We start from the raw sequence: 23877 nt of genomic DNA, 5'->3' as shown, positions 1-23877 counted from the left end.
CTGCCAAGGGACGAAAAAGGCGCCGCTGCCGGGGGCAAGGCGCCTTAATTCGTTTCAGGCCGGGCGGGTCGTCAGGCGGCGGCGGGTTTGGTCACCCGGTGCAGCAGCGCATCGACGGACAGCGGGCCTGCGCCCCTGATCACCAGCACCAGCAGCAGGAAGGTCCACATCACGCGCTGGTCGATCAGCCCGATGCTGTTGTCGAACAGGCTGCCCAGCTTGACGCCGTGGCCGGTGACATCGACCAGGGTCTGCACCCAGATGAACCCGATGGTGCCGAGTGCGGCCAGGCGGGTCATCAGGCCGATCAGGATCAGTGCGGGCAGCACGTATTCGGCCACGGTGCCGACAAAAATCACCAGCCGCTGGAAGATATTCATCTGCGAGACGTCATAAAGGACTTCCTCAGCCGCTTTGGGAAAGATCTGCCCGAAAGCACCGGCCGAGGGGGAGAAGATCGAGCCGTCGATCTTCAGCCCGGCGGAGTTCCAGTAGTAGACCAGCAGGACGGCCGCAAAGACCAGCCGTGCCAGGGTCGGGACCAGGAAACCCGACAGATCGTCGGCTTTGCCGGTGATGGAATTGTATGTGGAGACAAGTGCGTGCATGGTCTTACCCTTTGCTGTCCAGGCCCGTTACCGCACCGCCCTGCAACAGCAGGGCCAGTGTGGCACCCAGGTCGAATGCTTCGTCTTCGGCGGCGGCGTGTTCCATTGCCTCGCCGATGGTGGCGCCCGCCACCAGGGCGCGGATCCAGACCGCGCCAGCGGGCGGCAGGTTCTGGGGAATGGGATCGAATTCGGGACGGGTGATCAGCACGTCCTGGGCCTGGGGGGCTGGCTTGGGCGCGCCGTCCTCGGTGTTGTAGCGCCAGATGGCGTGAATGGGCCAGGGCGAGCGTAGCACCTGCACTGCCGGCGCCAGCGTCAGCCGGGTGTTCAGCAGCGCATCCGGCGGCAGCGCGCCAAGCGTTTCGGGCGCGATAGGGGCAGCATCGGCGGAGTGGTAGGCGCGGCGCAGGGCCAGCTCCAGCCGCGCGACATCGCCGAGGTAACCCAAGTGCTGGAGCTGCTCCATGCCTTCCAGGAAGGCGGGGAAGTGTTCGCCGTAGAACATCATCAGGGGCGAAGACGGCGGGTGCTGGCGCAGGTAGATGCCCGTCAGCCCGTCCATGTTCTGCTTGCCCAGGAGTTTGGCGACCACCGGAAAGGCGATGTGCATCGCCTGGGTCAGGGATACGGCAACGTTGTTGCGGTATACGCTGAAGCGGTGGCCCGCGGGTTCGCCGAGGTGATCGGTGAGCCCCTCCGGCACCGGCTGGCCCGCATCCATCATGGCGCGGGTGAAATCTGCCTGCGAAACACTCATGCCGGGATGCGCTCCAGAGCAGCTGCGGCGCGGGCGGCCTCGGCCTCAAGGACCGGCCAGTCCGGCACGTCGTTGTCCCATTCGATCAGCACCGGTTTGGGACCGGATTTGGCGAGCGTGTAGTCCAGAAGCGCCCAGACCGGGTCCACCACCTCGCGCCCGTGGCTGTCGATCAGGAGGGGGCGGCCGTGGCCGTCCTCATCCTCGTCATGGCCGCCAAGGTGGATTTCGCCGACCTTGTCCAGCGGGAAGGCGTCGATGTAGCCCTGGGGGGAGAAATCGAGGTTGGTGGCCGAAACAAAGACGTTGTTCACGTCCAGCAGCAGCCCGCAGCCTGTGCGGCGGGAGATTTCCGCCAGAAACTCCGGCTCGGACCAGGTGCTCTCGGCAAAGGCGAGATAGCTTGAGGGGTTTTCCAGCAGCATCCGCCGCCCGATGGTCTCCTGCACCTCGTCAATGTGGTCGCAGATCCGCTGCAGGCTGGCATCCGTGTAGGGAAGCGGCAGCAGGTCATTGTAGAAGTGGCTGTCGTGGGTGGACCAGGCCAGATGCTCAGAGAAGCTGGCGGGGTTCAGCCAGCCGACCAGATGCTTGAGCCGGGCGAGGTGATCGGAATCCAACGCCCCTTCGCCGCCGATCGAGAGGCCGACACCGTGCACCGACATGGCAAAGTGTTCGGCAAGGTGGCGCAGCTGCGCAAGCGGGCGGCCGCCATCGCCCATGTAGTTTTCCGCGTGGATTTCCAGCCACTTGACCGTGCCGGGATCCGAAGTGATCCGGGCAAAATGCTGCGGCTTGTAACCGACGCCGGGGGCGGCGGGCAGTTTGTCATGTGCTGCGGCGTCAAGCATGGCGGGTCCTGTGTCCGGGTGCAAAAGGGGCGGGAATTCGCACTCCCGCCCCCCAGAATCCAACGTTAATTATGCCGGCAGGTCGCGCTCCAGCGGCTCCAGCGAGCCCTTGCGTTCGCTGCCGTCTGCCGTGGCCGGCAGTTCCATGCCTTCGCAGGTGCCTGCGTCAACCAGGGTCCAAGCGTTGCCCTGGTAATCGACAGTCGAGGTGCCTGCGCAAGTGGTGCCGGGGCCTGCGGCGCAGTCGTTCTGGCCTGCCAGCGACACGCCATAGCACTTTTCCTTGGTGCCGGCGGCAGCGGGGATGGTGGAAGCTGCGGTCAGGGCGGCGGCAACGGCGCTGGCGACGGCCAGGGATTTTGCGGTGGTCGACATCTCGTGAATTCCTTTCGGTTTAACGTGCGGTGTCGTGTTGACAGGAAAACACTAACCCGAGGTTTGCCGGACTTTAAGTCACGAGGCCGTGTCTCACATCCGCGTCAGAGCTTGTGACCCGAAAGAGGGCGCCAAAGATGCGTAAGCCTATGTTTTCAGGGGATTTGAGGGGGGCTTGTAACAAAACGGCCCCCGGATGGGGGCCGCTTGCGTTAAAAATGCGGGAAATTGTTACAGGAGATCCGGCGGGGTGGCTTCCGCGGCCAGTGCCTTTGTAACATTTTCTAGGCTTTCCACCTTGGTCTGCTTTTCACCCAGGCGGCGGACGGAGACGGTGCGCTCCTCCACTTCCCGGTGGCCGACCGCGAGAATGACCGGCACCTTGCCCACGGAATGCTCGCGGACCTTGTAGTTGATCTTCTCGTTGCGGATGTCGGCCTCGGCTCGCACACCGGCCTTTTGCAGATCGGCGACAACCTCCATCACATAGTCATCCGCCTCGGAGGTGATCGAGGCAACCACGACCTGGCGCGGGGCCAGCCAGAACGGCAGCTTGCCTGCGTGCTCCTCGATCAGGATGCCGATGAAGCGCTCGAAGCTGCCCAGCGTTGCGCGGTGCAGCATGACCGGGCGGTGCTTGGCACCGTCGGCGCCGATGTAGGTGGCGTCCAGGCGTTCCGGCAGAACGAAGTCCACCTGCAGGGTGCCGCACTGCCAGTCGCGGCCGATGGCGTCGGTCAGCACGAACTCCAGCTTGGGGCCGTAGAAAGCGCCTTCGCCCGGGTTCAGTTCGAATTCGCAGCCTGCCGCTTCGGTTGCGGCCTTCAGCGCCGACTCGGATTTGTCCCAGACCTCATCCGAGCCTGAGCGCTTCTCCGGACGGTCGGAGAATTTGACCGAGAACTTCTCAAAGCCCAGATCCTTGTAAATCTCGGACAGGAAGTCGATGAACTTCTTGGTTTCCGCCTCGATCTGGTCTTCGGCGCAGAAGATATGCGCGTCGTCCTGGGTGAAGCCGCGCACCCGCATGATGCCGTGCAGCGCGCCCGAGGGCTCATAGCGGTTGCAGGAGCCGAATTCGGCCATGCGCAGCGGCAGGTCGCGGTAGGATTTGAGGCCCTGGTTGAAGATCTGCACGTGGCAGGGGCAGTTCATCGGTTTCAGCGCGTTTACCGCCTTTTCGCGGGCGTGCTCCTCGTCGACTTCGACGATGAACATGTTCTCCTGGTATTTCTCCCAGTGGCCCGAGGCCTCCCACAGCTTGCGGTCAACCACCTGCGGGGTGTTCACCTCGACATAGCCGCCCTTTTCCTGCTGGCGGCGCATATAGTCCTGCAGGGTGGTGTAAACCTTCCAGCCGTTCGGGTGCCAGAAGATCTGGCCCGGCGCCTCTTCCTGCATGTGGAACAGGTCCATCTCGCGGCCCAGCTTGCGGTGGTCGCGCTTGGCGGCCTCTTCCAGCATGGTGAGATGCGCTTTCAGCTTTTCCTTGCCGGTGAAGGCAACGCCGTAGATCCGCTGCAGCATCGCGCGGGAGCTGTCGCCGCGCCAATAGGCGCCGGCGATGCTCATCAGTTTAAACGCGTCGCCCGGCAGCTGGCCGGTGTGCTGCAGGTGCGGGCCGCGGCAGAGGTCCTGCCAGTCGCCGTGCCAGTACATCCGCAGCGGCTCATCACCGGGGATGCTCTCGATCAGCTCGACCTTATAGGGCTCGTTATTGTCGGTGTAATGCTGGATCGCGCGGTCGCGCTCCCACACCTCGGTGCGGACTTCATCACGCTTGTTGATGATTTCCTTCATCTTTTTTTCGATGGCGCCGAGGTCCTCGGGGGTGAAGGGCTCTGCCCGGTCGAAGTCGTAGTACCAGCCGTTTTCGATCACCGGGCCGATGGTGACCTTGGTGTCGGGCCAGATTTCCTGCACCGCACGCGCCATCACATGTGCCAGGTCGTGGCGGATCAGCTCATTAGCCTGCACCTCGTCCTTCATGGTGTGGATGGCGATGGTGGCGTCCGCTTCGATCGGCCACTGCAGGTCCCAGTGCTGATCGTTGACGGTGGCGGAGATGGCTTTTTTGGCCAGCGATGTGGAAATGCTGGAAGCCACCTGCGCGGGCGTGACGCCAGCGTCGTAGGATCGTGCATTGCCATCGGGGAAGGTGAGAGAGATTTGGGCCATTGGCTGGCTGCTCCTCGTCGGTTTGGCGCCCACAGAACGCCCGGTTGCGGGTATGTGTTTGGTCCGCGCGTTTTGCGGTCAATGCGGCTGCAAGTCAAGGCGGCTTTGCATGTGATTGTTATTGCGCCGGAAAATCCAATTGTGTGCTTGCGTATGCGATTGCACAAATATGTATACCGCTAACCATCTGAGAAATAACGAAAAAATCGTTGCCATGGGCGGTGATCCGCGGCAGGGTGGCCGAAATCTTAGGCCCGATGGACATACCAGGAGTGTTCCGATGACCCGCCCGAACCCGAGCTTTGACCTGACGGTTGAAGATGTGGATCTTATTGAAACCGCGTTGTGCCAGTCCCGGGAGATCCTGTCGCAACGCCACCTGTCCTATGAGCATTGCGCGCATATCGAAGGCGGGGCGAGCCGGGAGAAGGCAGTGCGGACTAAGGAAGCCTTGGGCAGGATCCAGAGCTTGCTTGGCCGCTTGCAGACGCAGAAGGTCAGCGGAACACCGGCTGCCGGCCTGTCCTGACGCCAAGGCCGCCGGCGGGTATCACGGCTGCCGGGCGATGAGCGAGGGGCCGACACCTCGCGCTCCCCGGGGTATTTCCAGCCAGATGAAGGGATCGCGGATCAGCGTGCCGGCGAAGGGACGCCGTCGCGGATCACGGCGGAATAGTCGGGGGTGAGGCCATGCGCCTGGGCGATGGGGGTGATGCTGCCGAGGGCGCGGAGCTCTTCGACGCTGCGGGACTGATCCAGCACCCCTTGCTCCCAAGCGTACTCCGGCAGGTAGCCGTTGGCCAGAACCCGCCAGTCCAGCGGCACCTCGGCGGCGAAGGTGCGGATCAGCGCCATCACCACGGTGGTGCAATTGGTGGTGAGCGAGTTGTACCATTGCGGCTGAGCGGCAAGGCTGTTTGCGGCTGCAACGTAGCGCAGCAGCAGGGCGCGGCCGGTGTCGGGGCTGACGCCGATGCGGAACAGCTGCACGTCTTCGCCGCGGGCGTTGGTCCGGGTGCCGATCAGGTCGCGCTCATCCGCGGCGATCAGCACCAGGGTGTTGGATTTGAACATGTCGGCAATCGGCGAGAAGCCGCCGCCCTCCTGGCGGCGCACCTCGACCGACCAGGCGATCTGCTCGCCGTTTTCAAAGCCGAAGCTGACAATCATATGCGCCATCTGCGGCCCCGCCCAATAGGACATGAACAGGTCCACGGTCTGGAGCGCGGTCAGGTCATAGCTACGGGTTTCCCAGTTTACCTTGTAGTCCTCGGGCGTGTCCCAGGTGAAATTGCGGACACCGGTGAGGGTAAGGGTATCGCCCTCCACCTGGCCAGTAACCTGGCGGGCGACATCGGGGGACCAGTTGCCGTCCTCGGGCGGGGTGAGGGTGGACCACCACAGGATCACCGCCGCGAGCGCAAGGGCAAAGGTCGTGAGAGCGCGCAAGGCGTGCTTGCGGAACAGGCCTGCTATGACGGCAACGCCCAGCAGGGCAAACCCGCCCGACAGGGCGGCGCGCGGCAGAGTGCCAAAGGGCAGCCGGTACCATAGCGCCAGCGCGGCCCAGGCGGTGGCCAGCGCCACCGCGAGAATGGCGGCGGCCAGCGCGGCGGTTTTGAAGATCTTGAACATGCCCGTGGTCCCCCGGAAAATTTTGGCGGACCATAAGGAGGACGGCAGGGGGCATGCAAGCGCGCAGTGCTGCCGCTTGCAGGGCAGGCGAAGCCGTGCCACATCTTGAGGAAAAGGACAGGAGACCAAAGACATGCCCGCCACTTCTTTTCTCGACACCGCCCAGGGCCGCCGGATTGCCTATCACAAGAGCGAAGGGCAGGGGCCGTGCGTGGTGTTTCTGGGCGGGCTGAAGTCGGACATGGAGGGCACCAAGGCGGTGCATCTGGAGGCCTGGGCCAAGGCGCGCGGGCAGGCGTTTCTGCGGTTTGACTACTCCGGCCATGGCGAAAGCTCGGGCACATTCGAAGAAGGCTGTATCGGGGATTGGCACGAGGACACGCTGGCGGCGGTGGAGGAACTGACCGAGGGCGAGATCGTGCCGGTGGGCTCCTCCATGGGCGGCTGGCAGGCGCTGCTGCTGGCGCGGGAGATACCGGAACGGATCAAAGGCATGGTGACCATCGCCGCCGCGCCGGATTTCACCGAGGACGGGTATTGGGCGAATTTCTCGGCGGAGCAGAAGGCGGAGCTGGAGAGCCGCGGCTATGTGGAGCTGCCGAGCGACTACATGGAGCCCTACCACATATCCAAGCGGATGATTGAGGACGGGCGCAAGCGGCTGGTGCTGCGCTCTCCGCTGTTTCTGCCGTTCAAGGTGCGCTGCCTGCAGGGGACAGCCGATACGGCGGTTTCCACCCGCACCGCGCTGCGGCTGCTGGAACATGCGACCTGCCCGGACATGCGGCTGAACCTTGTTAAGGATGCCGACCACCGATTCTCGGACGGGCCTTGCCTGAAGATGATCGAGGACGCGGTGCTGGACGTTCTGGGCGAAGCCTGACACCGCGCCCTGGGGCAGGAGCCGGGACGGGCCGTATCGGCTTTCCGCGTTTGCAGCCGCGGGCAGTGTTGCGGCGAGAGCGAAGTTTCGAGGAGGTGAAGGATGGATCAAAGGGTAAGCCTGATCACGCTGGGGGTGCCGGACATTGAGAAGGCTGCCGCCTTCTATGAGGCTTTGGGCTGGCAGCGGGCGGACAGCCCGGACGGGGTGATCGCCTTTGACCTGATTTCCCAGACGCTGGGTCTGTATCCGCTGGCGGCGCTGGCCGCGGATATCGGTGTGCCGGAGGGGGCGCTGGGCACTGGCGCCATGACACTGAGCCACAACACCCGCAGCAAGCAGGACGTGGCGGAGCTGCTGGCGGCGGCCGAGGCTGCCGGCGCGGAAACTCTGAAACCGGCGCAGGACGTTTTCTGGGGCGGCCATCACGGCTATTTCCGCAGCCCGGACGGGCATATCTGGGAGATCGCCTTCAACCCGTTTTCTCCGCTGGCGGAAAATGGCGCCTTCCGCTGGAACGGGTACTGAGCGTGGCGCGGCGGCGGCAGCAGCTTGAGGATTGCCTGTCGCCGTGAGGTTTTTCTTGATCCCGCAGCCGGCTCTCCGCACAGTGAAGGCGACGGGTGGCAGGCAAACCGCGAGGGCAGGATATGCCTTATGACCAGCAACCGAGCCGCGAACCATTGGTTCTGCTGCCGGGGATGATGTGCGACGGCCGGATATTTGAAGCTCAGATCAGAACGTTTTCCGGCAGTATGCCGGTGATGGTGCTGCCGCTGGCCGGCGGCGACACGGTGGAGAAGATTGCAGCCCGGATGCTGAGCCACCTGCCGCCGCGCTTTTGCCTGGCGGGGCTGTCGATGGGCGGGATCCTGGCGATGGAGCTGGTGCGCCGGGCACCGGAGCGGATCAGCCGGCTGTGCCTGATGGGGGCGAGTCCGCTGGCGGAGACGCCGGAGCAGGCCGCCGACCGGGAGCCGCAGATCATCGCCGCGCGGGCCGGGCGGCTGGAAGATGTTCTGCGCGGGACGCTGCCGATGGAGGCGCTGGCGCCGGGACCGTCGCGGCTGGAGGTGCACAACCTGTTCTGCCACATGGGAATGGAGCTGGGGCCGGAGCTGTATGTGGCGCAAGCGCGCGCTCTGCAGCGGCGGTCTGACCAGCAGGCGACGATGCGGCGGGTGCATATGCCGACGCTGGTGCTGGCGGGGGAGCATGACACGATCGTGCCGCCTGCCAAGCAGGAGTTGCTGGCGCAACTGATCCCGCACGCGCGGCTGGAGATCATTCCGGAGGCGGGGCATTTCCCGGTGCTGGAAGCGCCCGATGCAGTGAACCGGGCGCTGCTGCACTGGCTGGCAGTACCGGCCTAGGGGTAGAGGGCGGCGCGCTGCGCCTTGCTGAGCAACTCAGGCTCGGCCACCGGTTTGCCGGTTTCCGCATCAAAGAATGGCGTGTCTTTCCAGCGGCCCGACAACCGGGCAGTAATCATCCGGCTGAGGATGCCCCAGGCCATGGTGCTGCCGCCCTTGGTTCTGGACTGCTTGCCGGGGACGGGCACGAAGGACCTGGCGCGGATCTTGCCCAAGGCGGATTTGTCCTGGAACAGATCTGAGCGCATACCGGCAAACGGCAGGCCGGGCTTGGCGAGCGTATTGGCAAACGGCGTGCCGCAGCAGCCGGCGTACCACCGCAAGGGGCCGCGGCGGCCCAGGCGGATCGCCCTCAGCTGTTCCGCCCCTTGGGTGATGGTGATGGTGTCGGGCGAGAGCTGGAATAGGTCGACCGGATCCGGGGCCGGATCCGGCTGGCCGTGGTACAGCTCATTGGCGCGGCAGTCGGCGCAGTAACAGACAACGCGGGTGCCGCCTTTGACACCCGCTGCTGAAACTTCGCCGCGCAAGGTCCCGCATTTGCAGGAAAATGCCAGCCCGCCACTCATCCCGTCAGGCGGCCGTGTTCTTGTTGGCCGGCTTGCGGGCCGGCTTGCTGCGGCTGTTGGCGTTCATGAAATCGATCACCAGCGGCCGGATGTTGTCGCGCCAGCTGCGGCCCGCGAAGATACCGTAGTGGCCCGCGCCGGGCTCCACGTGGCTGGCTTTCTTGCTGTCCGGCAGGCCTGTGCAGAGGCCCAGCGCCGCGACGCATTGGCCGGGGGCGGAGATGTCGTCCTTGGCGCCCTCGACTGTCTTGACCGCCACATCGGTGATCTTGCTGAAATCGACCTTGTGGCCGTTGACGGTGAAATCGTTGCGCGCAATCTCGCGGTTCTTGAATACGCGCTCGACCGTCGAAAGGTAGAATTCCGCGGTCATGTCCATCACCGCCAGGTATTCGTCATAGAAACGGTTGTGGGCGTCGTGATCCGAGGCCTCCCCGCGGGAGACGCGCTGAATCTGGTCCAGGAACGCCTTGGTGTGGCGCTCGCCGTTCATCGACATGAAGGAGGCGAGCTGCAACAGGCCCGGATAGACCTTGCGGCCGACGCCCGGGTATTTGAAGCCGACCTGCTGGATCATGGTCTCCTCCAGCTGGCCCATGGTGACGCGGCGGCCGAAGTCGGTGACCTCTGTCGGGGTGGCGTCCGGGTCCACCGGGCCGCCGATCAGGGTCAGCGAGGAGGGCTGCGCCTTGGGGTCGCGCTCCGCCAGGTAGGCGGTCGCGGCGAGCGTCAGCGGCACCGGCTGGCAGACTGCGACGACATGGGTGTCGGGGCCCAGCTCCCGCATGAAATCGACGAGGTAGAGCGTATAGTCCTCGATATCGAACTTCCCTGCGGAAACAGGGATGTCGCGGGCGTTGTGCCAGTCCGTCACATAGACTTCACAGTTTACCAGCAAGCTTTTGACGGTGGACCGCAGGAGGGTGGCGTAGTGGCCGGACATCGGGGCAACCAGCAGCACTTTGCGGGGCTGTTCCTCGCGGCCGTTGACCTTGAAATGGATCAGGTCGCCAAAGGGGCGCTCGACCACGGTGGTGATGTCCACCAGGTGGTCCTTGCCGTCTTCGCAAGTGAAGGTGCGGATGCCCCAGTCAGGCTTCACCACCATCCGCTGGTAGGTGCGTTCGGTTACTTCGCCCCAGGCGGCCATCCAGCTGAGCGCCGGATTTGGCAAGGCGGAAAAGACCGGGTAAGATGCCATGGAGAGGGCGGTTGCGCCCAGCCATTGGTTGGTGTTCCGGACGGTCTCCATCAGGTCGTAGGTCATCATGTATCGCATACGCGTCTCCTTCGGGCTCTGTCCCCGAGTCGTCGGACCAGAAAATCCGGAACGTCGGACCAATCGCCGCTTTGCCCTGCCTTCTGCAGAAGAGTATTCTGCATAGCAGAAAGCCTATGAGGGATTCCTTTATATGACAACTAGTGACGAAGTATCCGCAACGTCCAATTCTGAGAGCTTTGAAAAACTTAAGGAAAATATGAGCCGTGTCGAGGAGCTGAGCAAGCGCCTGGCCGAAGTCATGTCCCGGAAGGTGCCGCATAACCCGGCGCTGGACGGTCCGAATCAAGAACTTTATGCGCGCGCAGCAACCGCCTATTGGACGGAAGCTATGCAGAACCCTGCCAAACTCCTGGAGCATCAGCTCGAATTCTGGAGCAAGTCTGTGCTGAATTTCGCCGAAGCGCAGAAAGCTCTGGCAGGGCAAATGGACAGCACGGATGACGGCGGCCCCAAGGACCGCCGTTTTTCGAATCCGCTGTGGCAAAGCAGCCCGTACTTCAACTATGTCAAACAGCAGTACCTGACCAACGCCGAAGCGATCCGTAAGGCGGTGCAGAGTGCTGGTGAGATGGATGGCAAGGACAAGCAGCGGCTGAGCTACTTTGCCGATCAGATCATCGAAATGATGTCGCCGACCAATTTTCTGCCGACCAACCCCGATGCGCTGGAGAAGGCGATTGAGACGGAAGGCCAGTCGCTGATCGACGGGCTGGAGAACCTGGTTACGGACCTGGAGGCTAACAACGGCGAGCTAGTGGTGCGTTTGGCGGACGAGAGCGCGTTCGAGCTTGGCGGCAATATCGCCACTACCCCCGGCGACGTGATCTACCGCAACCGGATGATGCAGCTGATCCAGTACAAGCCGGTGACGGAGACGGTGCATGAAACTCCCATTGTTCTGTTCCCGCCCTGGATCAACAAGTTTTACATCCTCGACCTCAAGGCACAGAACAGCCTGATCAAATGGGTGACCGAGCAAGGCTATACGCTGTTCGTTGTGTCCTGGGTCAACGCCGATGCGAGCCACTCCGATGTGGGGATGGAGGATTATATTCAGGAAGGCTTCCTGGCCGCGATTGAAACCGCCAAGGAGGTCTGCAAGGTCGATCAGGTCAATGCGGTGGGATACTGCATCGCCGGCACCACTCTGAGCCTGACGCTGTCGCTGCTGAAACAGCGCGGCGACAAATCGGTGAAGTCGGCGACCTTTTTCACCACGCTGACCGATTTCGGGGACCAAGGCGAGTTCACGCCTTTCCTGCAGAATGATTTTATCGACGGGATCGAGGCCCAGGTGGAGCAGGAGGGCCTGCTGCGGTCATGGGTGATTGCGCGGACTATGTCGTTCCTGCGCTCCAAGGACCTGATCTATGGCCCGGCAGTGAAAAGCTACATGATGGGCGAGACGCCGCCCGCCTTTGATCTGCTCTATTGGAACGGCGACGGTGCCAATTTGCCGGGGCGGATGGCGATCCAGTACCTGCGGGGGCTGTGTCAGAACAATGAATTCGTCGGCGATGGCTTTGAGCTGATGGGCCACAAGCTGCACATCAAGGATGTGGACGTGCCGCTGATGTCGATCACTTGTGAGACCGACCACATCGCCCGCTGGAAGGACTGCTACCACGGGGTGCAGCAGATGGCATCGCGCAGCAAGAGCTTCATTGTGTCGGAGTCCGGCCATATTGCGGGCATCGTCAACCCGCCCAGCAAGAAGAAGTACGGCCACTACGTCAACGACGACCTGAAGGGAGACAGCGAGGCCTGGATGGCCGGAGCGGAATACCACGAGGGCTCCTGGTGGCCGCGCTGGAATGACTGGCTCAAGAAGCGGTCCGGCAAGCAGGTTCCCGCGCGTGAAGTGGGGGATTCGGGCTTTCCCTCTTTGATGTCGGCCCCGGGCTCCTATGTGAAGGTCAAGGCAAACCATTGATTTCACGGTGTTTGCAAAAGTTTTCTGCACCGCAGCATAAAAAACCTTGAAATGCTGCGGTGCGGCACGCATATTCCTCTCATGCTAAGAGCGCAGGATGGTCCTGCTGCAGCTTTCTGAGGAATTAGAACTATGGCAAAGACCCAAGACTTCACCGCGATGATGAAAGACTTCATGGGCGCCTTCCCGGTCGACACCAAAGCGATGGAAGACGCATTCAAGAACACCGCAGCCCTGAACGAGAAGCTGTCCGCCGTTGCGCTGGACGCTGCCGGCAAATCCGCCGAGATCTCGAACAAGTGGACCAAAGAGACCATCGCCAAGCTGAGCGATGTCGCCAAGGTCAAGGAAGAGCCGGCGGACTACGCCAAGGCCGCGACCGACTTTGCTTCCGCTTCCGCCGAAGTGGCCGCCGAGAACATGGCTGCCTTTGCTGAAGTGGCCAAGAAGGTTCAGATGGAAACCGTCGAACTGATGATGGCAGCCGGCAAAGACATGTCCGAAGAGGCAACCGCAGCCGTGAAAAAGGCCACCGAAGAGGTGACCACCGCCGCGAAAAAAGCTTCGGCAACCGCCAAGTAAGAACGTCCGCGGACCGGCCCTCGCTCTCCTCCCTGACGGAGCCGGACCGTGAAGAAGGGCAGGCCGCAAGGCCTGTCCTTTTGCGATTCAGGGGGCATGCCGGCGGTTAGTCAGGCAGCCCGGCCTGGCGCAGTCCGTCGCAGTAATGCTCCAGATCCTGCGCCCGGGCAAAGGGCAGCGTCTTGCTGATGCGGTCAACCGAAAACCTGGGCTCAAGTTCCAGAATGCGCCCGCATTCCCGCGCAGCAGCGGGCCGGTCTCCCAGCTGAGCATAGCAAGCCGCCAGATGGCGGTGCGGCGCCGGGAAGCCCGGAAACAGCTCAACCGCCTTGTTCACTTCGGAGACAGCCGGATCATAGGCCCTGCACATGTACAGCGCGAGCCCCCGGAACCAATGGAAATACGTCGGATGGAACGGGTTCAGGGCTGTCGCCTGATCCAGGTCCTCCAGCGCTTTTTCCGGCCTGCCCTGATAGACCAGGGACAGCCCGCGGAAGGCCATTGCATCGGTGTCGTTGGGGTTAAGCATCAGGGCGCGCTGAAAGTGATCCTCTGCCAGCGTAAAGTTTCCCTTGCACAGATGCATGACGGCAAGCCTGCGCTGCGCCACGCTGTCGAGCGGATCTATCCGGGCGGCGTGACGCAGCAATGGAAAGGCCTTGTCCAGCGTCAGTTCCGCCGACAGGCCCCAGCCGCTCATCCATTCCACAAGATAGGTCAGCGCCAGACCGGAATACGCCGCAGCGCTGCCAAAGTCGGCATCGCAGGCCTGCTGGTACAGCGTGCGGCACTGCTTCAGCCTGCTGCGCGAATCCAGAACGACGGATTTGGCCTGCATCACAAGATCCCGCGCCGTCGGCTTGCCGCCTTTGGCCGCATACGCCGCTGACTTCTGCCTTGCCACGGACTGGAGCTGCACAGCAAGGGTTTGGGTAATCTGCCCGGCAAGGGCGTCCTGCTGGCTGAAGTCGGATGAGACGTCACGGTCATAACGGCCGCTCCACAGCGACAGGCTGCTGGCGCCGTCCGAAAGCGTAACAGTGACCCGCAGTTTGCCGGGCAGCTGCCGGACGCTGCCTTCAGCCAGAAAACGCACGCCAAGCTCAGCCGCCACAACGGACGCTCCGGCTGTGCTGCCGGCAAAGCGCAGCGCCGCATTGCGGGATACAACGCGCAGCGTCCGGAACCGGGAGAGGCCAATGGTGATGTCCTCAGTCAGAGTTTGCGCGATGGCTTCGGTTTCCGCGCTGGCGGGGGTGGCATTGGCGAAGGGAAGCACCGCCACCGATGCTTCCGGCGATTGGCCTTCGGGATCCAGGGGCGGCAGGGAGTTTCCTGTTATGCGGTAAATCCGGACGGGTTCGGAGATATTGCGGACCCGCTGCAATCCGAGGTCGTCGAAAGCTGCGCCGACCTTGCCGCGAACCTGCTCATGCACGGTGCCTGATATGCAGATTTCCCCGGGCGCGGAAAGGCTTTGCAGCCGGGCGGCGATATTGACGCAATTGCCCAGCAGGTCATCGTCGGCGGGGAATACCTTGCCCGCGTGGATTCCCATCCGCAGTCTCAAGCCCAGCCCGCGGGGGCCGTTGCGCCAATCGGCTGCCTTGGCGGCAATTGCCAGAGCCGCCTTGACGGCCCGCACAGCGGTCCCGAACTCAAGCAGGAAGCCGTCGCCCACCGTTTTGACAAGCCATCCTTCATGCTCTTGTGCAACCGGTGCGATGATACGGTTACCAAGATCGCGGACCGCCGCGATGGTTTCGGATTCCCGCGCCTCAGCCAGGGCGGAGTATCCGGCCACGTCAGCGATCAGAATGGCGGCTTGTCTTTGCCTGTCCCTTTGGTCAGCCATTTTCCCCGGTACCACAGACTCGAAAGACTTAAAGTTAATTGTATCACATTGATAATCTTTTGCTGCTATTTAGTTGCAAATAATTCTGTATTTTGTTCAATCTGGCGCGCTTTAGCGTCAAAATCGCGCGTTCCGAAAGTTCAAGTGTCTCACCTGCCAGCCGGTCAGACGGCGCAGCTTGCTGGACGCCATCTGCTGATCCAGCGTGGGCCCCTCGGCCCAGGCGCCGTATTTGATCAGCACGTGTTTCAGGCTGCGCACCACATAGGACGCATCATGCTCGTGGCGGCGTGCGATCTCGCGAGTGATCTCTGCCACTGGCACGCCGGTCTCGGCGCTTGCGTTGAAATGGCCGGTGAGCTCCGGCTGTTCCAGCAGCAGCCGGTACGCGCTGGCCAGATCCTCCCGGTGCACCAGCGGCCAGCGGGTGGCGATGCTGCCCCAGATTTCGAACGGTCTGCCGTCGCGGGCAGCATCCAGATAACGCAAGAAGGCGCCGCCGTCTTCGTGGTACACCATTGCCGGATGCACCACAGCGGCAGAGACGGCTGGGGACGCCAGTACGGCCGCACCGTTTTCCCGCATCCAGGAAAAGGGCTTGATCGGCTGCATTGGGCTGGTCTCATCCGCAACCCGGTTGCCGGTGGCACCATACAGCCAGCAACCGCCGGTGTAGATCAGCCGCAGCGGTTCCGGCCGCAGAGCGGCTTGATCCAGAATTGCGGCAATGGCGGTGGTATCGGCCTCGGCCATCCCGTCGTCGAAGGTCGCGGCGAGCTGGATCAGCGCATCGGTTCTGGCGACCTCCTGAACCCAGGTGCCGGGGCTGCGCAGATTGCCCCGCAGGGGGCGGGCGCCCATCGCTGCGAGATTGCGGTCAGAGGCCGCGGAGCGGCTGAGACAGGTGACATGATGGCCGCTGCGGACCAGCTCCCGGGTGACGGCAGTGCCAATGGAACCAGTGCCGCCGAGAATCAGAACTTTCATTTTGGATACGCTCCTGCTGCGGGTTGCGGTGCAGGACAGATCTGTAAAAGCTCAAGTCAGGATCAGGTCAAGGGCTGAAGCGGCTCTATACCAGGATTTCTAACGGGAACTAATGTTGCGGAAACTGCGCTTAGGCTTCCCTTTTGTTCTGCCGTGGCATAGGCTTTGCTGCGATGCGTCATGACCGGGGAGGGAACACATGGCAGAACAGGACAAACCCTTGCTGATCAAAAGGTATGCAAGCCGCAGGCTGTATAACACCGAGACCAGCGATTACGTCACGCTGGAAGATATCGCGGGGTTTATCCGGGATGGCCGCGAGGTGCAGATCGTCGATCTGAAAACCGGTGACGACCTGACCCGCCAGTACCTGCTGCAGATCATTGCCGAGCATGAAAGCCGCGGCGAGAACGTTCTGCCGGTGAACGTGCTGAACGATCTGGTGCGCAGCTACATGGTGCCCGGCGGCGGGGTGATGCCGCAGTTCCTGCAGACATCGTTCGACATGCTGCGTGAGAGCCAGTCGAAGATGATGGAGAACATGAACGCGATGAACCCGATGTCCAAGATGCCAGGGTTTGAGGCGGTGAAGGCGCAGCAGGAGGCGTTCCTGAAGGCGATGACCGGAGGCTTTGGCGCCGCGGGCTGGACCGGCGGTGCGCAGGAGGACGAAAAATCCGAAAGCGGCGGCGAGGATCTGGACGACATCAAAAAGCAGCTGGCGGCGCTGCAGGAAAAACTGTCCAAGATGAAGTGAGCCTTAGCGGCTAGCGCATATGACAGAGCCCCCGGTCCGGTTCGGCGGGGGCTTTTCTCATTTGCGTGTCTTGGTTTGGTGGGCGGATCAGGAACGGGCCTCCACCTTCAGCACGTTGTGCAGCCGGTGATATGGGGCGTTCTTGACGATTTCGTCCAGGTTCTTTGTCTCAGGCGCAGGACGCGCGCGCAGGAACAGATAAGCGCTGGCACCAAAAGACAGGGCGCAGGCGCCGATTATCGTGCTGACGATGACTGTTTCGAGTCCCATGGCTTCAAACATGTGTTTCTCCGGTTGCACTGACAATATAGGCGAGGAAAGCTGAAAATTCCATATCACTTCCCGTCCTGCCTTAGTTTGCCGGCTTCCAGGACGTGGCGGGCAAGGGACTCGGCGCTGTTGCGTGCCTGTTCATGGCGGCGCATTTTCACCCGTCCGCCGATTCTGGAGGCCGTTGCGAATACGAAGCCCGAAAACGACAGCAAAGTGAGGCCGAAGGCCGGCCCGCCGGTGACCGTTCCGGCGATCGCCGCACCAAAGCTCGCCAGCAGCGCGCCGGCTGCCAGCCGCTGTGCCCACTGGCCGATGACCTGATCCGCGTCGCGGGCACGCGCCTCTGCCTCTGCGGCTTCGCTGGAGAATGCGGTCAGCAGGTCGGCCACAGCAAGACCGCTGTCCGGGTCATTGGATGCGCGGATGGCGGCCAGCAGCGCAGCCCGCTCCGCCCGGTCCGAAACAACCGCGCTGATGATCTGGGTCAGTTCATCCTCGGGAACGGCATCTCCCATGCTGAGGGAGTTTGCCATGGCAACCAGCGCGGTTGCCGGGCGCCGTTTGAATTTGGCCGGAGCTTTCATAGGCGGCAAGGTGGACGGCACAAGCCAGGATTGCAATCATGAAAAGCCCCGGCGCGGAGCCGGGGCTGCAACAGTCAGGGTCCGGCTGCGTCTCAGGCGGCGGCCTTGCCCATGGTTTCTTCAACAGCACCCAGCAGGATGTCCGCGATCACGTCCAGCTCGGCGCGGGTCAGGCGCACGGGCAGGCGCACGTCGCAGGCCTTCATCAGCATGGCGCGGGTCTGCGGCAGGTCGGGCACATCGCGCAGGAACTGCCAGTTCCAGAAGGCGCGCGCGTTGTCGGTCGACAGGCCAAAGACCTGCACCTTGACGCCCTTGGCTTCGGCAGCGGCGGCAAAGGCGCGGGTCTGTTCCTCGCTGAGGCCCACCAGGTTGAACTGGATCGAGTCCGGCGCGCGGCGTTCCGGGCCCAGCGGCTGGGGCACGTGAAAGAAGGGGGAGCCGTTCAGCCGCGCTGCCACGTAGTCGTGATTGGCCAGCCCGTCACGCACCCGGCGCGCCAGTTCCGGCAGCTGTGGGCGGATCACGGCCGCCGACAGGTTGCTCATCCGCAGATTATAGAGCGGCAGCTGGTTCTGCCACTTGGCAAAGGCCTGCGCCAGGTCAGGGGTGTTTTCCCCATGCGGGCCTTTGTGCTTTTTCCAGTTGTGCTCATAGGCGCCGGACATGATCACGGCGCGGGCGATCAGGTCGGCGTCGTCGGTGATCAGGATGCCGCCTTCGCCGGCGTTGACCATCTTGTAGGACTGGAAGGAGAAGCAGCCCACCTTGCCGATGGTGCCGATGTTGCGCCCGTTCCAGGTGGTGCCCAGTGAGTGGGCCGCGTCCTCGACCACCGGGATGCCACGGGCATCGCACAGCGCCATGATCGCGTCCATGTCAGAGGTATGGCCGCGCATGTGGCTGATGATCACCGCCTGCACGCTGTCCAGCTTGGCTTCGAAATCCGCCAGATCGACGCGGTAGTTTTCGCTCACCTCGCACAGCACCGGCACGCAGTCTGCATGCACGACCGAGGAGGGCACGGCCGCGAAGGTGAAGGCAGGGATCAGCACGCGGGCGTCGCGCGGCAGGCCGAGCGCCTTCAGCGACAGGAACAGCGCTGCCGAGCAGGAGGAAACCGCCAGCGCGTATTTGCTGCCCAGAAGCTCCGCGTACTCCTGTTCCAGCAGCGTGACCGGCGCATCTTCGGGCGCGGTGTAGCGGAAGAGGTCGCCCGACTGCATAAGGGCGTCGATGGCCTCGCGGGCGGCTGCGGGAATGGGTTCAGCGTCATGAACGTTGGGCGGCAGGGCCATATTTCAAAATCCTGAATTGTTGCTTTGAGAAATGTAAAACTAAGCGCTGCGGATGCCAAGACCGGACGCGGCGGAATTTGCCGCGCCCGGCGGGATTTCACAGAATTGTTGCGAAGTTGCGCGGAAACCGGCCCAGCGGCCCCGGCTTTAAACTCCCATCCGGTCGCGCAGGGCGAACCAGGTCATCGCCAGCACCAGCAGCGGCGAGCGCATCCGCGGCCCGCCAGGGAAGCGCGGAGCCGGGACGCGGGCCATCGTGTTGAACCCCTCGGCCTGCCCTTGGATCGCCTGTGCCATCAACTGCCCGGCATGGGTAGCAGTTCCGACGCCATGGCCGGAATAGCCGCTCGCAGTCAGCACGTTAGGGGCAAGCCGGGCCAGGTACGGCATCCGCTTCATGGTAATGCCCAGCGTGCCGCCCCAGGCGTAGTCGATTTTCACGTCTTTCAGATGCGGGAAGATCCCGGTCATCGGTTTGCGCACGGTGGCGGAGATATCTGACGGGAAGCGGTAGCCGTAGCTCTCCCCGCCGCCGAACAGCAGCCGCTTGTCATGGCTGAGGCGGAAGTAGTTCACCACGAATTTGGTATCGGCCACGGCAACGTCGCGGGTCAGAACCCGGGCGGCGTCCTCGCCCAGCGGCTCAGTGGCCACGACGAAGTTGTTGATCGGCATCACCCGTGCCGCCACCTGGCCGTTCAGCCCGCCGAGGTAGCCGTTGCAGGCAAGGATCAGATGGTCGGCAGTGACGCTGCCGCCCGCTGTGCGGATGCGCAGCTTGGCGCCTTCCTGGATGTCCAGAACCTCGCTGCCTTCAAAAATCCCGGCACCTGCAGCCGCGGCGGCGCGGGCCAGGCTGAAGGCATAGTTCAACGGATGCAGATGCCTCGCACCATGATCCAGGATGCCGCCCTTATAGGCGGGCGAGGGGCACATCGCCCAGCAGGCGTCCTTGTCGAGCAGCTCAACGCTGCTGTAGCCATACTGGTCCTGCAGGTGGCGGCCATAGTCGTGCAGCTCTGCCGCTTCCTTTTCGGAAAAGGCGGTCCAGGCCACGCCGGGCTTCAGATGGCAGTCCTGGCCGTGGCGCGCGATCAGCGATTTAACCAGGTCCTTGGCGTCCTCGCCCAGTTGCCAGAGCTTCTGCGCCTCCGGCCCGCCCATCAGCGCTTCCAGCCCTTCCTGGTCCATCCGCTGGCCGCTGCCGAGCTGGCCGCCGTTGCGCCCCGAGGCGCCAAAGCCCACGCGCTGCGCTTCCAGCAGCACCACGGACATTCCGGCCTCAGCCAGATGCAGCGCCGCCGACAGGCCGGTATAGCCGCCGCCGACGATACAGACATCTGCCTTTACCTCACCGTCCAGTGCTGCAAAGCGCTCCATCGGGATAGCGGTTGCCGCATACCAGCTGTCTGGATACTCGCCCTTGCGGTCATTGGAATAGAGAAGGTTCATCCCCATCGCGCACCTCATCAGAAGCAGGGCTCCCAAGCGGGACACCTGCTCTTCATCTTTCCATAAATACTCAATTAAAGAGGCGCTGCACCGTGGCGCAGCGCCGGAGTTTCAAACGTTCATCAGCAGATGCTCGCGCTCCCAGGGCGAGATCACCTGCAGGAACTCCTCATACTCCGTGCGTTTCACGATGGAATACACGCGGGCAAATTCCGGTCCCAGAACTTCGTGCAGCTCGGTCGCCTCGTCGAACAGATCCAGCGCTTGGCCCATTACCTGCGGGATATCGCCTTCGCCCTCATAGGCGTCGCCCTTGAACTGCTTGCGCGGGCGTTCCTCCTTGATCAGGCCGAGATAGCCGCAGGCGAGCGACAGGGCGATGCCCAGATAGGGGTTGCAGTCCATGCCGGCGATGCGGTTCTCCACCCGGCGCGCCTCTGGCCCGGACAGCGGGATGCGGATGCCGGTGGTGCGGTTGTCGCGCGCCCACTCCAGATTGATCGGCGCGGCGTGGTCCTTCACGTAGCGGCGGTAGGAGTTCACGTAGGGCGCCATCACCGCCAGCCCGGCGGGCAGGTGGTTCTGCAGCCCGGCGATGAAGTGATAGAACGCATCCGTTTCGCCGCCTTGCGGGCCGGAGAAGATGTTCTCGCCGGTTTCGATATCCAGGATCGAGTGGTGGATGTGCATGGCAGAGCCCGGCTCATCCTCGATCGGCTTGGCCATGAAGGTGGCAAAGCAGTCGTGCCGCAGCGCCGCCTCGCGGATCAGCCGTTTGAAGTAGAACACCTCGTCCGCCAGCTTGACCGGGTCGCCGTGGCGCAGGTTAATCTCCAACTGGCCGGCGCCGCCTTCCTGAGTAATGCCGTCGATTTCAAAACCCTGGTGCTCGGCGAAATCATAGATGTCGTCGATAACGGGTCCGAATTCGTCCACAGCGGTCATCGAATAGGCCTGCCGCGCCGCTGCCGGGCGGCCTGAACGGCCCATCATCGGCTTGATTTCGTGTGCCGGGTCGATGTTGCGCGCGACCAGGAAGAACTCCATTTCCGGCGCCACAACCGGTTTCCAGCCCTTGTCGTGATAAAGCTGCACCACGCGTTTCAGCACATTGCGCGGGCTGTAGGGGATCGGCTGGTCGTGCCGGTCATAGGCATCGTGGATCACCTGCAGGGTCCAGTCGCCGGTCCAGGGCGCGGCCGTGGCCGTGGACATGTCCGGCTTCAGCGTCATGTCCTTTTCAATCCAGCCGTCGTCATCCGCAGCATCGGCCCAGTCCCCGGTGATGGTCTGGTAAAAGATGCTGTCCGGCAGATGGAAATAATCGGTTTTTGCAAACTTCGATGCCGGTACCGCCTTGCCCCGGGCGATACCGGGAAGGTCCGAGATAACGCATTCAACTTCGTCGAGACGACGGCCCTCCAGATAGGTTTTTGCTGCTTCGGGAAGGGCGTCGAGCCAAGCTGACATTAGGTCCTCTCTTTCCTGTAAAACTCTGCGAGGAAGGTTGCGATTTCGGGGTTGTCCACGGGGGCGTCCAGATCGGCGGCGGCACGGTCGAGCAAGTCGTCCGGCACAACGCCGCGCCCGCGTTTTTCGATCAGGCCGCCAACAAAGGCGCTGGGGAATTCGGGGTGGGGCTGCCAGGAGATGATGTGGTCGCCATAGGCCAGGATGCCGTTCCGGCAAAAGCCGTTGCCGCCCAGCACACGCGCGCCTTCGGGCAGCTCCACCACCTGGTCCTGGTGCCAGGCGTTGAGGGTCAGGTCCTTGCCGTCCACCTGGTAGGTGACGCGGCCCACCGCCCAGCCGCCTTCGAACTTGGCAACCTTGCCGCCAAGCGCCTGGGCGATGATCTGGTGGCCAAAGCAGATCCCGGCCAGCGGCCGCTTGTGCGCGTGGATCTGGCGGATCAGGTCTTCCAGCGGTGCAATCCAGGCATGATCCTCATAGGCGCCATGCTTGGACCCGGTGATCAGCCAGCCGTCGGCGTCCTCCGGGCTGTCCGGGAAGATGCCGTCCACAACGGCCCAGGTCTGAAACTCGAAGCCGTTGCCATCCAGCATGTCGCGGAACATGCCGTCGTAGTCGCCGAACGGTTCATACAGGTCTTCGGGGGAGTGGCCGGTTTGCAGGATGCCGATTTTCATAAGTCACCAGTTGGAAGGAATTCGCTGCGCGGGACGGTAGCCCGCCGCCGAGACGGCGGGCAAGGGGCCGTCAGACCGTATCCAGGTAGATCTCGACCCGTTCTTCCGGGGTGAGTTCTTCCATGTAGCGCAGCTCCTGCCGCTTGGTCAGAACCATGTTGCGGATCATCTCGGCAGAGAAGAAATGCGGGATGACGTCCGAGTTCTCGAACGCATCAATGGCGCTTTGCCAGGTGTTGGGAACCTGCGGCAGGTCCAGCGCATAGGCGTTGCCGGTGATCGGCTCTGAGGGCTCGATCTTGTTTTCGATCCCATAGAGCGCAGCGCCGAGGATGGCGGTCAGCATCAGGTAGGGGTTCACGTCGCCGCCAGCAAAGCGGTGCTCGATCCGGCGCGCCTTGGGGCTGCCGGAGGGCACGCGGATGGCTGCGGTGCGGTTCTCGTAGGCCCAGCAGATGCCGGTGGGGGCGTGGGCGCCCGGGACCATGCGGTCATAGCTGTTGCCATGCGGCGCAAAGACCAGGGTGGAATCGCTCATCGCCTTCAGGCAGCCGCCGACGGCATGACGCATCGCATCGGTGCCCTTGGGGCCGCCGTCGTCAAAGATGTTGTTACCGTCCTGATCCAGCACCGAGAAATGGGTGTGCAGGCCGTTGCCCGCATAATCCTCATACGGTTTCGCCATGAAGCTGGCGGCAAAGCCGTGGCGGCGGGCCAGGCCCTTGACCAGCATCTTGAACAGCCAGGCATCGTCAGCGGCGCGCAGCGCATCGGGGCCGTGCATCAGGTTAATCTCGAACTGACCCAGGCCCGCCTCGGAAATCGCGGTGTCGGCGGGGATGTCCATATCCTCGCAGGCGTCATAGAGATCGGTAAAGAACGTGTCGAACTGGTCCAGCGCCCGGATCGACATGGTCTCCGCGGCCTTGCGGCGTTTGCCGGACCGTGGCGAGGTCGGCACCTGCAGGTTCTTGCCGCTGTCGTCGATCAGGAAGAATTCCAGCTCCACCGCGACCACCGGGGTCAGCCCCAGTTCCTTGTAGCGGTCGACCACGGCGCGCAGCGCGTGGCGCGGGTCGCCGTCATAGGGGCGGCCGTCTTCGCGGTACATCCAGATCGGCAGCATAGCGGAGGGCGATTCCAGCCAGGGCATAGGCACAAAGCCGCGCTCAGTCGGCTTCAGCACGCCGTCGGCGTCGCCGCTCTCGAACACCAGCGGGCTGTCGTCGATGTCCTCGCCCCAGATGTCCAGGTTGAGAACCGACAGCGGAAAGCGGGTGCCTTCCTCGACCGCCTTGTCGGCAAAGCGGGCAGGGACACGCTTGCCCCGGGCCTGACCGTTGATGTCCGCCGCCGCAACACGGATGGTGCGCACATGCGGGTTTTTCCTGAGCCAGTTCTTCATCCAATCACCTGACGGTTTCGGGGGCACCGCCGGCCGCCAGCGCCCCGGACGGGGCGCAGCAGGGCCGGGGCAGCTTATCACCCCTGG

The 23877-nt window shown here is 63.2% G+C and carries 24 protein-coding genes; 7 read left to right on the top strand and 17 right to left on the bottom strand.

From position 1 onward, the window contains the following. Nucleotides 1-71: 71 nt before the first annotated feature. From AC4HIX_RS07535 to thrS, 5 genes are all read right to left on the bottom strand, one after another. Nucleotides 72-608, bottom strand: a complete 537-nt coding sequence (locus AC4HIX_RS07535) for a DoxX family protein (RefSeq protein ID WP_490398519.1) — start codon at nucleotides 606-608, stop codon at nucleotides 72-74. 4 nt (nucleotides 609-612) lie between these two features. Continuing rightward, entirely contained in the window at nucleotides 613-1368 is a 756-nt protein-coding gene (locus tag AC4HIX_RS07530) for an HvfC/BufC family peptide modification chaperone (protein WP_490398518.1), read from the bottom strand. Next, entirely contained in the window at nucleotides 1365-2219 is an 855-nt protein-coding gene (gene bufB, locus AC4HIX_RS07525) for an MNIO family bufferin maturase (RefSeq protein ID WP_490398517.1), read from the bottom strand. The genes AC4HIX_RS07530 and bufB overlap by 4 nt, the downstream gene beginning before the upstream one ends. Nucleotides 2220-2288: 69 nt before the next feature. Next, nucleotides 2289-2594 (bottom strand): BufA1 family periplasmic bufferin-type metallophore, encoded by a 306-nt coding sequence (locus tag AC4HIX_RS07520; protein WP_475051121.1) that lies wholly within the window; start codon nucleotides 2592-2594, stop codon nucleotides 2289-2291. Nucleotides 2595-2825: 231 nt separating this feature from the next. Further along, entirely contained in the window at nucleotides 2826-4772 is a 1947-nt protein-coding gene (gene thrS / locus AC4HIX_RS07515; RefSeq protein ID WP_490398516.1) for a threonine--tRNA ligase, read from the bottom strand. Nucleotides 4773-5052: 280 nt separating this feature from the next. Here thrS and AC4HIX_RS07510 point away from each other — a divergent pair, with 280 nt between their 5' ends. Then, nucleotides 5053-5301, top strand: a complete 249-nt coding sequence (locus tag AC4HIX_RS07510; protein WP_475051124.1) for a hypothetical protein — start codon at nucleotides 5053-5055, stop codon at nucleotides 5299-5301. A 101-nt stretch (nucleotides 5302-5402) separates the two neighbouring features. On the opposite strand, the gene AC4HIX_RS07505 is transcribed toward AC4HIX_RS07510, so the two are convergent. Next, a complete protein-coding gene (locus AC4HIX_RS07505) occupies nucleotides 5403-6407 on the bottom strand; it encodes an Lnb N-terminal periplasmic domain-containing protein (protein ID WP_490398515.1) in 1005 nt (334 codons plus the stop codon). A 133-nt stretch (nucleotides 6408-6540) separates the two neighbouring features. Here AC4HIX_RS07505 and AC4HIX_RS07500 point away from each other — a divergent pair, with 133 nt between their 5' ends. The 3 genes from AC4HIX_RS07500 (at nucleotide 6541) to AC4HIX_RS07490 (ending at nucleotide 8663) form a co-directional block, all read left to right on the top strand. Beyond that, nucleotides 6541-7290 carry an alpha/beta hydrolase gene (locus tag AC4HIX_RS07500; protein ID WP_475051126.1) on the top strand — a complete coding sequence of 250 codons (750 nt, stop codon included), beginning with the start codon at nucleotides 6541-6543 and terminating at the stop codon, nucleotides 7288-7290. 102 nt (nucleotides 7291-7392) lie between these two features. Beyond that, nucleotides 7393-7818: a VOC family protein gene (locus AC4HIX_RS07495; RefSeq protein WP_490398514.1), complete on the top strand. Its 426-nt coding sequence runs from the start codon at nucleotides 7393-7395 to the stop codon at nucleotides 7816-7818. Nucleotides 7819-7940: 122 nt separating this feature from the next. Next, nucleotides 7941-8663, top strand: coding sequence for an alpha/beta fold hydrolase (locus AC4HIX_RS07490; RefSeq protein ID WP_475051129.1), 723 nt, complete (start codon nucleotides 7941-7943; stop codon nucleotides 8661-8663). Here AC4HIX_RS07490 and AC4HIX_RS07485 read toward each other — a convergent pair. After that, nucleotides 8660-9232: a DUF6151 family protein gene (locus tag AC4HIX_RS07485; RefSeq protein ID WP_490398513.1), complete on the bottom strand. Its 573-nt coding sequence runs from the start codon at nucleotides 9230-9232 to the stop codon at nucleotides 8660-8662. The genes AC4HIX_RS07490 and AC4HIX_RS07485 overlap by 4 nt on opposite strands. 4 nt (nucleotides 9233-9236) lie before the next feature. Continuing rightward, the gene (gene phaZ, locus AC4HIX_RS07480) at nucleotides 9237-10511 is read right to left on the bottom strand and encodes a polyhydroxyalkanoate depolymerase (RefSeq protein ID WP_475051131.1); all 1275 of its coding nucleotides are present in this window, start codon (nucleotides 10509-10511) and stop codon (nucleotides 9237-9239) included. 133 nt (nucleotides 10512-10644) lie between these two features. On the opposite strand from phaZ, the gene AC4HIX_RS07475 reads away from it, so the two are divergent. Both AC4HIX_RS07475 and AC4HIX_RS07470 read left to right on the top strand, forming a co-directional pair. Further along, on the top strand, nucleotides 10645-12447 hold the full coding sequence (locus tag AC4HIX_RS07475) for a PHA/PHB synthase family protein (RefSeq protein WP_490398512.1): 1803 nt from the start codon (nucleotides 10645-10647) through the stop codon (nucleotides 12445-12447). A 132-nt stretch (nucleotides 12448-12579) separates the two neighbouring features. Then, nucleotides 12580-13029: a phasin family protein gene (locus AC4HIX_RS07470; protein WP_475051134.1), complete on the top strand. Its 450-nt coding sequence runs from the start codon at nucleotides 12580-12582 to the stop codon at nucleotides 13027-13029. A 106-nt stretch (nucleotides 13030-13135) separates the two neighbouring features. Here the strand turns inward: AC4HIX_RS07470 and AC4HIX_RS07465 are convergent, their stop codons facing one another. Then, nucleotides 13136-14884 (bottom strand): adenylate/guanylate cyclase domain-containing protein, encoded by a 1749-nt coding sequence (locus AC4HIX_RS07465; protein WP_490398511.1) that lies wholly within the window; start codon nucleotides 14882-14884, stop codon nucleotides 13136-13138. A 117-nt stretch (nucleotides 14885-15001) separates the two neighbouring features. Further along, nucleotides 15002-15871, bottom strand: coding sequence for an NAD-dependent epimerase/dehydratase family protein (locus tag AC4HIX_RS07460; RefSeq protein ID WP_490398510.1), 870 nt, complete (start codon nucleotides 15869-15871; stop codon nucleotides 15002-15004). A 199-nt stretch (nucleotides 15872-16070) separates the two neighbouring features. On the opposite strand from AC4HIX_RS07460, the gene phaR reads away from it, so the two are divergent. Further along, complete coding sequence (gene phaR, locus AC4HIX_RS07455; RefSeq protein WP_475051138.1) at nucleotides 16071-16628, top strand: polyhydroxyalkanoate synthesis repressor PhaR; 558 nt, start codon at nucleotides 16071-16073, stop codon at nucleotides 16626-16628. 87 nt (nucleotides 16629-16715) lie between these two features. On the opposite strand, the gene AC4HIX_RS07450 is transcribed toward phaR, so the two are convergent. From AC4HIX_RS07450 to AC4HIX_RS07420, 7 genes are all read right to left on the bottom strand, one after another. Continuing rightward, a complete protein-coding gene (locus tag AC4HIX_RS07450; RefSeq protein ID WP_490398509.1) occupies nucleotides 16716-16910 on the bottom strand; it encodes a hypothetical protein in 195 nt (64 codons plus the stop codon). A gap of 53 nt (nucleotides 16911-16963) precedes the next feature. Further along, a complete protein-coding gene (locus AC4HIX_RS07445) occupies nucleotides 16964-17434 on the bottom strand; it encodes a hypothetical protein (protein WP_490398508.1) in 471 nt (156 codons plus the stop codon). Between the two features lie 143 nt (nucleotides 17435-17577). Continuing rightward, nucleotides 17578-18783 (bottom strand): DegT/DnrJ/EryC1/StrS family aminotransferase, encoded by a 1206-nt coding sequence (locus AC4HIX_RS07440; protein WP_490398507.1) that lies wholly within the window; start codon nucleotides 18781-18783, stop codon nucleotides 17578-17580. A gap of 147 nt (nucleotides 18784-18930) precedes the next feature. Continuing rightward, a complete protein-coding gene (locus AC4HIX_RS07435) occupies nucleotides 18931-20241 on the bottom strand; it encodes an NAD(P)/FAD-dependent oxidoreductase (protein ID WP_490398506.1) in 1311 nt (436 codons plus the stop codon). 105 nt (nucleotides 20242-20346) lie between these two features. Next, nucleotides 20347-21705 (bottom strand): glutamine synthetase family protein, encoded by a 1359-nt coding sequence (locus AC4HIX_RS07430; protein ID WP_475051146.1) that lies wholly within the window; start codon nucleotides 21703-21705, stop codon nucleotides 20347-20349. Continuing rightward, complete coding sequence (locus AC4HIX_RS07425; RefSeq protein ID WP_475051147.1) at nucleotides 21705-22385, bottom strand: type 1 glutamine amidotransferase; 681 nt, start codon at nucleotides 22383-22385, stop codon at nucleotides 21705-21707. Before AC4HIX_RS07425 ends, AC4HIX_RS07430 begins: the two co-directional genes overlap by 1 nt. Before the next feature lie 70 nt (nucleotides 22386-22455). Further along, nucleotides 22456-23790: a glutamine synthetase family protein gene (locus AC4HIX_RS07420; protein WP_490398505.1), complete on the bottom strand. Its 1335-nt coding sequence runs from the start codon at nucleotides 23788-23790 to the stop codon at nucleotides 22456-22458. Between the last annotated feature and the right edge of the window lie 87 nt (nucleotides 23791-23877).

It is taken from the genome of Leisingera sp. (assembly GCF_982940295.1).
The sequence above is the reverse complement of the archived record's forward strand: the minus strand, read 5'-3'. Positions and strand labels throughout refer to the sequence as shown.

Bases quoted from the DNA above. Each gene is read 5' to 3' on its own strand.
- AC4HIX_RS07510 (WP_475051124.1), top strand. From the start codon at position 5,053: ATGACCCGCCCGAACCCGAGCTTTGACCTGACGGTTGAAGATGTGGAT.
- AC4HIX_RS07475 (WP_490398512.1), top strand. From the start codon at position 10,645: ATGACAACTAGTGACGAAGTATCCGCAACGTCCAATTCTGAGAGCTTT.
- AC4HIX_RS07445 (WP_490398508.1), bottom strand. From the start codon at position 17,434: ATGGCAAACTCCCTCAGCATGGGAGATGCCGTTCCCGAGGATGAACTG.
- AC4HIX_RS07520 (WP_475051121.1), bottom strand. From the start codon at position 2,594: ATGTCGACCACCGCAAAATCCCTGGCCGTCGCCAGCGCCGTTGCCGCC.
- bufB (WP_490398517.1), bottom strand. From the start codon at position 2,219: ATGCTTGACGCCGCAGCACATGACAAACTGCCCGCCGCCCCCGGCGTC.
- AC4HIX_RS07450 (WP_490398509.1), bottom strand. From the start codon at position 16,910: ATGTTTGAAGCCATGGGACTCGAAACAGTCATCGTCAGCACGATAATC.
- AC4HIX_RS07465 (WP_490398511.1), bottom strand. From the start codon at position 14,884: ATGGCTGACCAAAGGGACAGGCAAAGACAAGCCGCCATTCTGATCGCT.
- thrS (WP_490398516.1), bottom strand. From the start codon at position 4,772: ATGGCCCAAATCTCTCTCACCTTCCCCGATGGCAATGCACGATCCTAC.
- AC4HIX_RS07490 (WP_475051129.1), top strand. From the start codon at position 7,941: ATGCCTTATGACCAGCAACCGAGCCGCGAACCATTGGTTCTGCTGCCG.
- AC4HIX_RS07530 (WP_490398518.1), bottom strand. From the start codon at position 1,368: ATGAGTGTTTCGCAGGCAGATTTCACCCGCGCCATGATGGATGCGGGC.
- AC4HIX_RS07535 (WP_490398519.1), bottom strand. From the start codon at position 608: ATGCACGCACTTGTCTCCACATACAATTCCATCACCGGCAAAGCCGAC.
- AC4HIX_RS07495 (WP_490398514.1), top strand. From the start codon at position 7,393: ATGGATCAAAGGGTAAGCCTGATCACGCTGGGGGTGCCGGACATTGAG.
- AC4HIX_RS07425 (WP_475051147.1), bottom strand. From the start codon at position 22,385: ATGAAAATCGGCATCCTGCAAACCGGCCACTCCCCCGAAGACCTGTAT.
- phaZ (WP_475051131.1), bottom strand. From the start codon at position 10,511: ATGCGATACATGATGACCTACGACCTGATGGAGACCGTCCGGAACACC.
- AC4HIX_RS07435 (WP_490398506.1), bottom strand. From the start codon at position 20,241: ATGGGGATGAACCTTCTCTATTCCAATGACCGCAAGGGCGAGTATCCA.
- AC4HIX_RS07420 (WP_490398505.1), bottom strand. From the start codon at position 23,790: ATGAAGAACTGGCTCAGGAAAAACCCGCATGTGCGCACCATCCGTGTT.
- AC4HIX_RS07500 (WP_475051126.1), top strand. From the start codon at position 6,541: ATGCCCGCCACTTCTTTTCTCGACACCGCCCAGGGCCGCCGGATTGCC.
- phaR (WP_475051138.1), top strand. From the start codon at position 16,071: ATGGCAGAACAGGACAAACCCTTGCTGATCAAAAGGTATGCAAGCCGC.
- AC4HIX_RS07440 (WP_490398507.1), bottom strand. From the start codon at position 18,783: ATGGCCCTGCCGCCCAACGTTCATGACGCTGAACCCATTCCCGCAGCC.
- AC4HIX_RS07470 (WP_475051134.1), top strand. From the start codon at position 12,580: ATGGCAAAGACCCAAGACTTCACCGCGATGATGAAAGACTTCATGGGC.
- AC4HIX_RS07460 (WP_490398510.1), bottom strand. From the start codon at position 15,871: ATGAAAGTTCTGATTCTCGGCGGCACTGGTTCCATTGGCACTGCCGTC.
- AC4HIX_RS07485 (WP_490398513.1), bottom strand. From the start codon at position 9,232: ATGAGTGGCGGGCTGGCATTTTCCTGCAAATGCGGGACCTTGCGCGGC.
- AC4HIX_RS07430 (WP_475051146.1), bottom strand. From the start codon at position 21,705: ATGTCAGCTTGGCTCGACGCCCTTCCCGAAGCAGCAAAAACCTATCTG.
- AC4HIX_RS07505 (WP_490398515.1), bottom strand. From the start codon at position 6,407: ATGTTCAAGATCTTCAAAACCGCCGCGCTGGCCGCCGCCATTCTCGCG.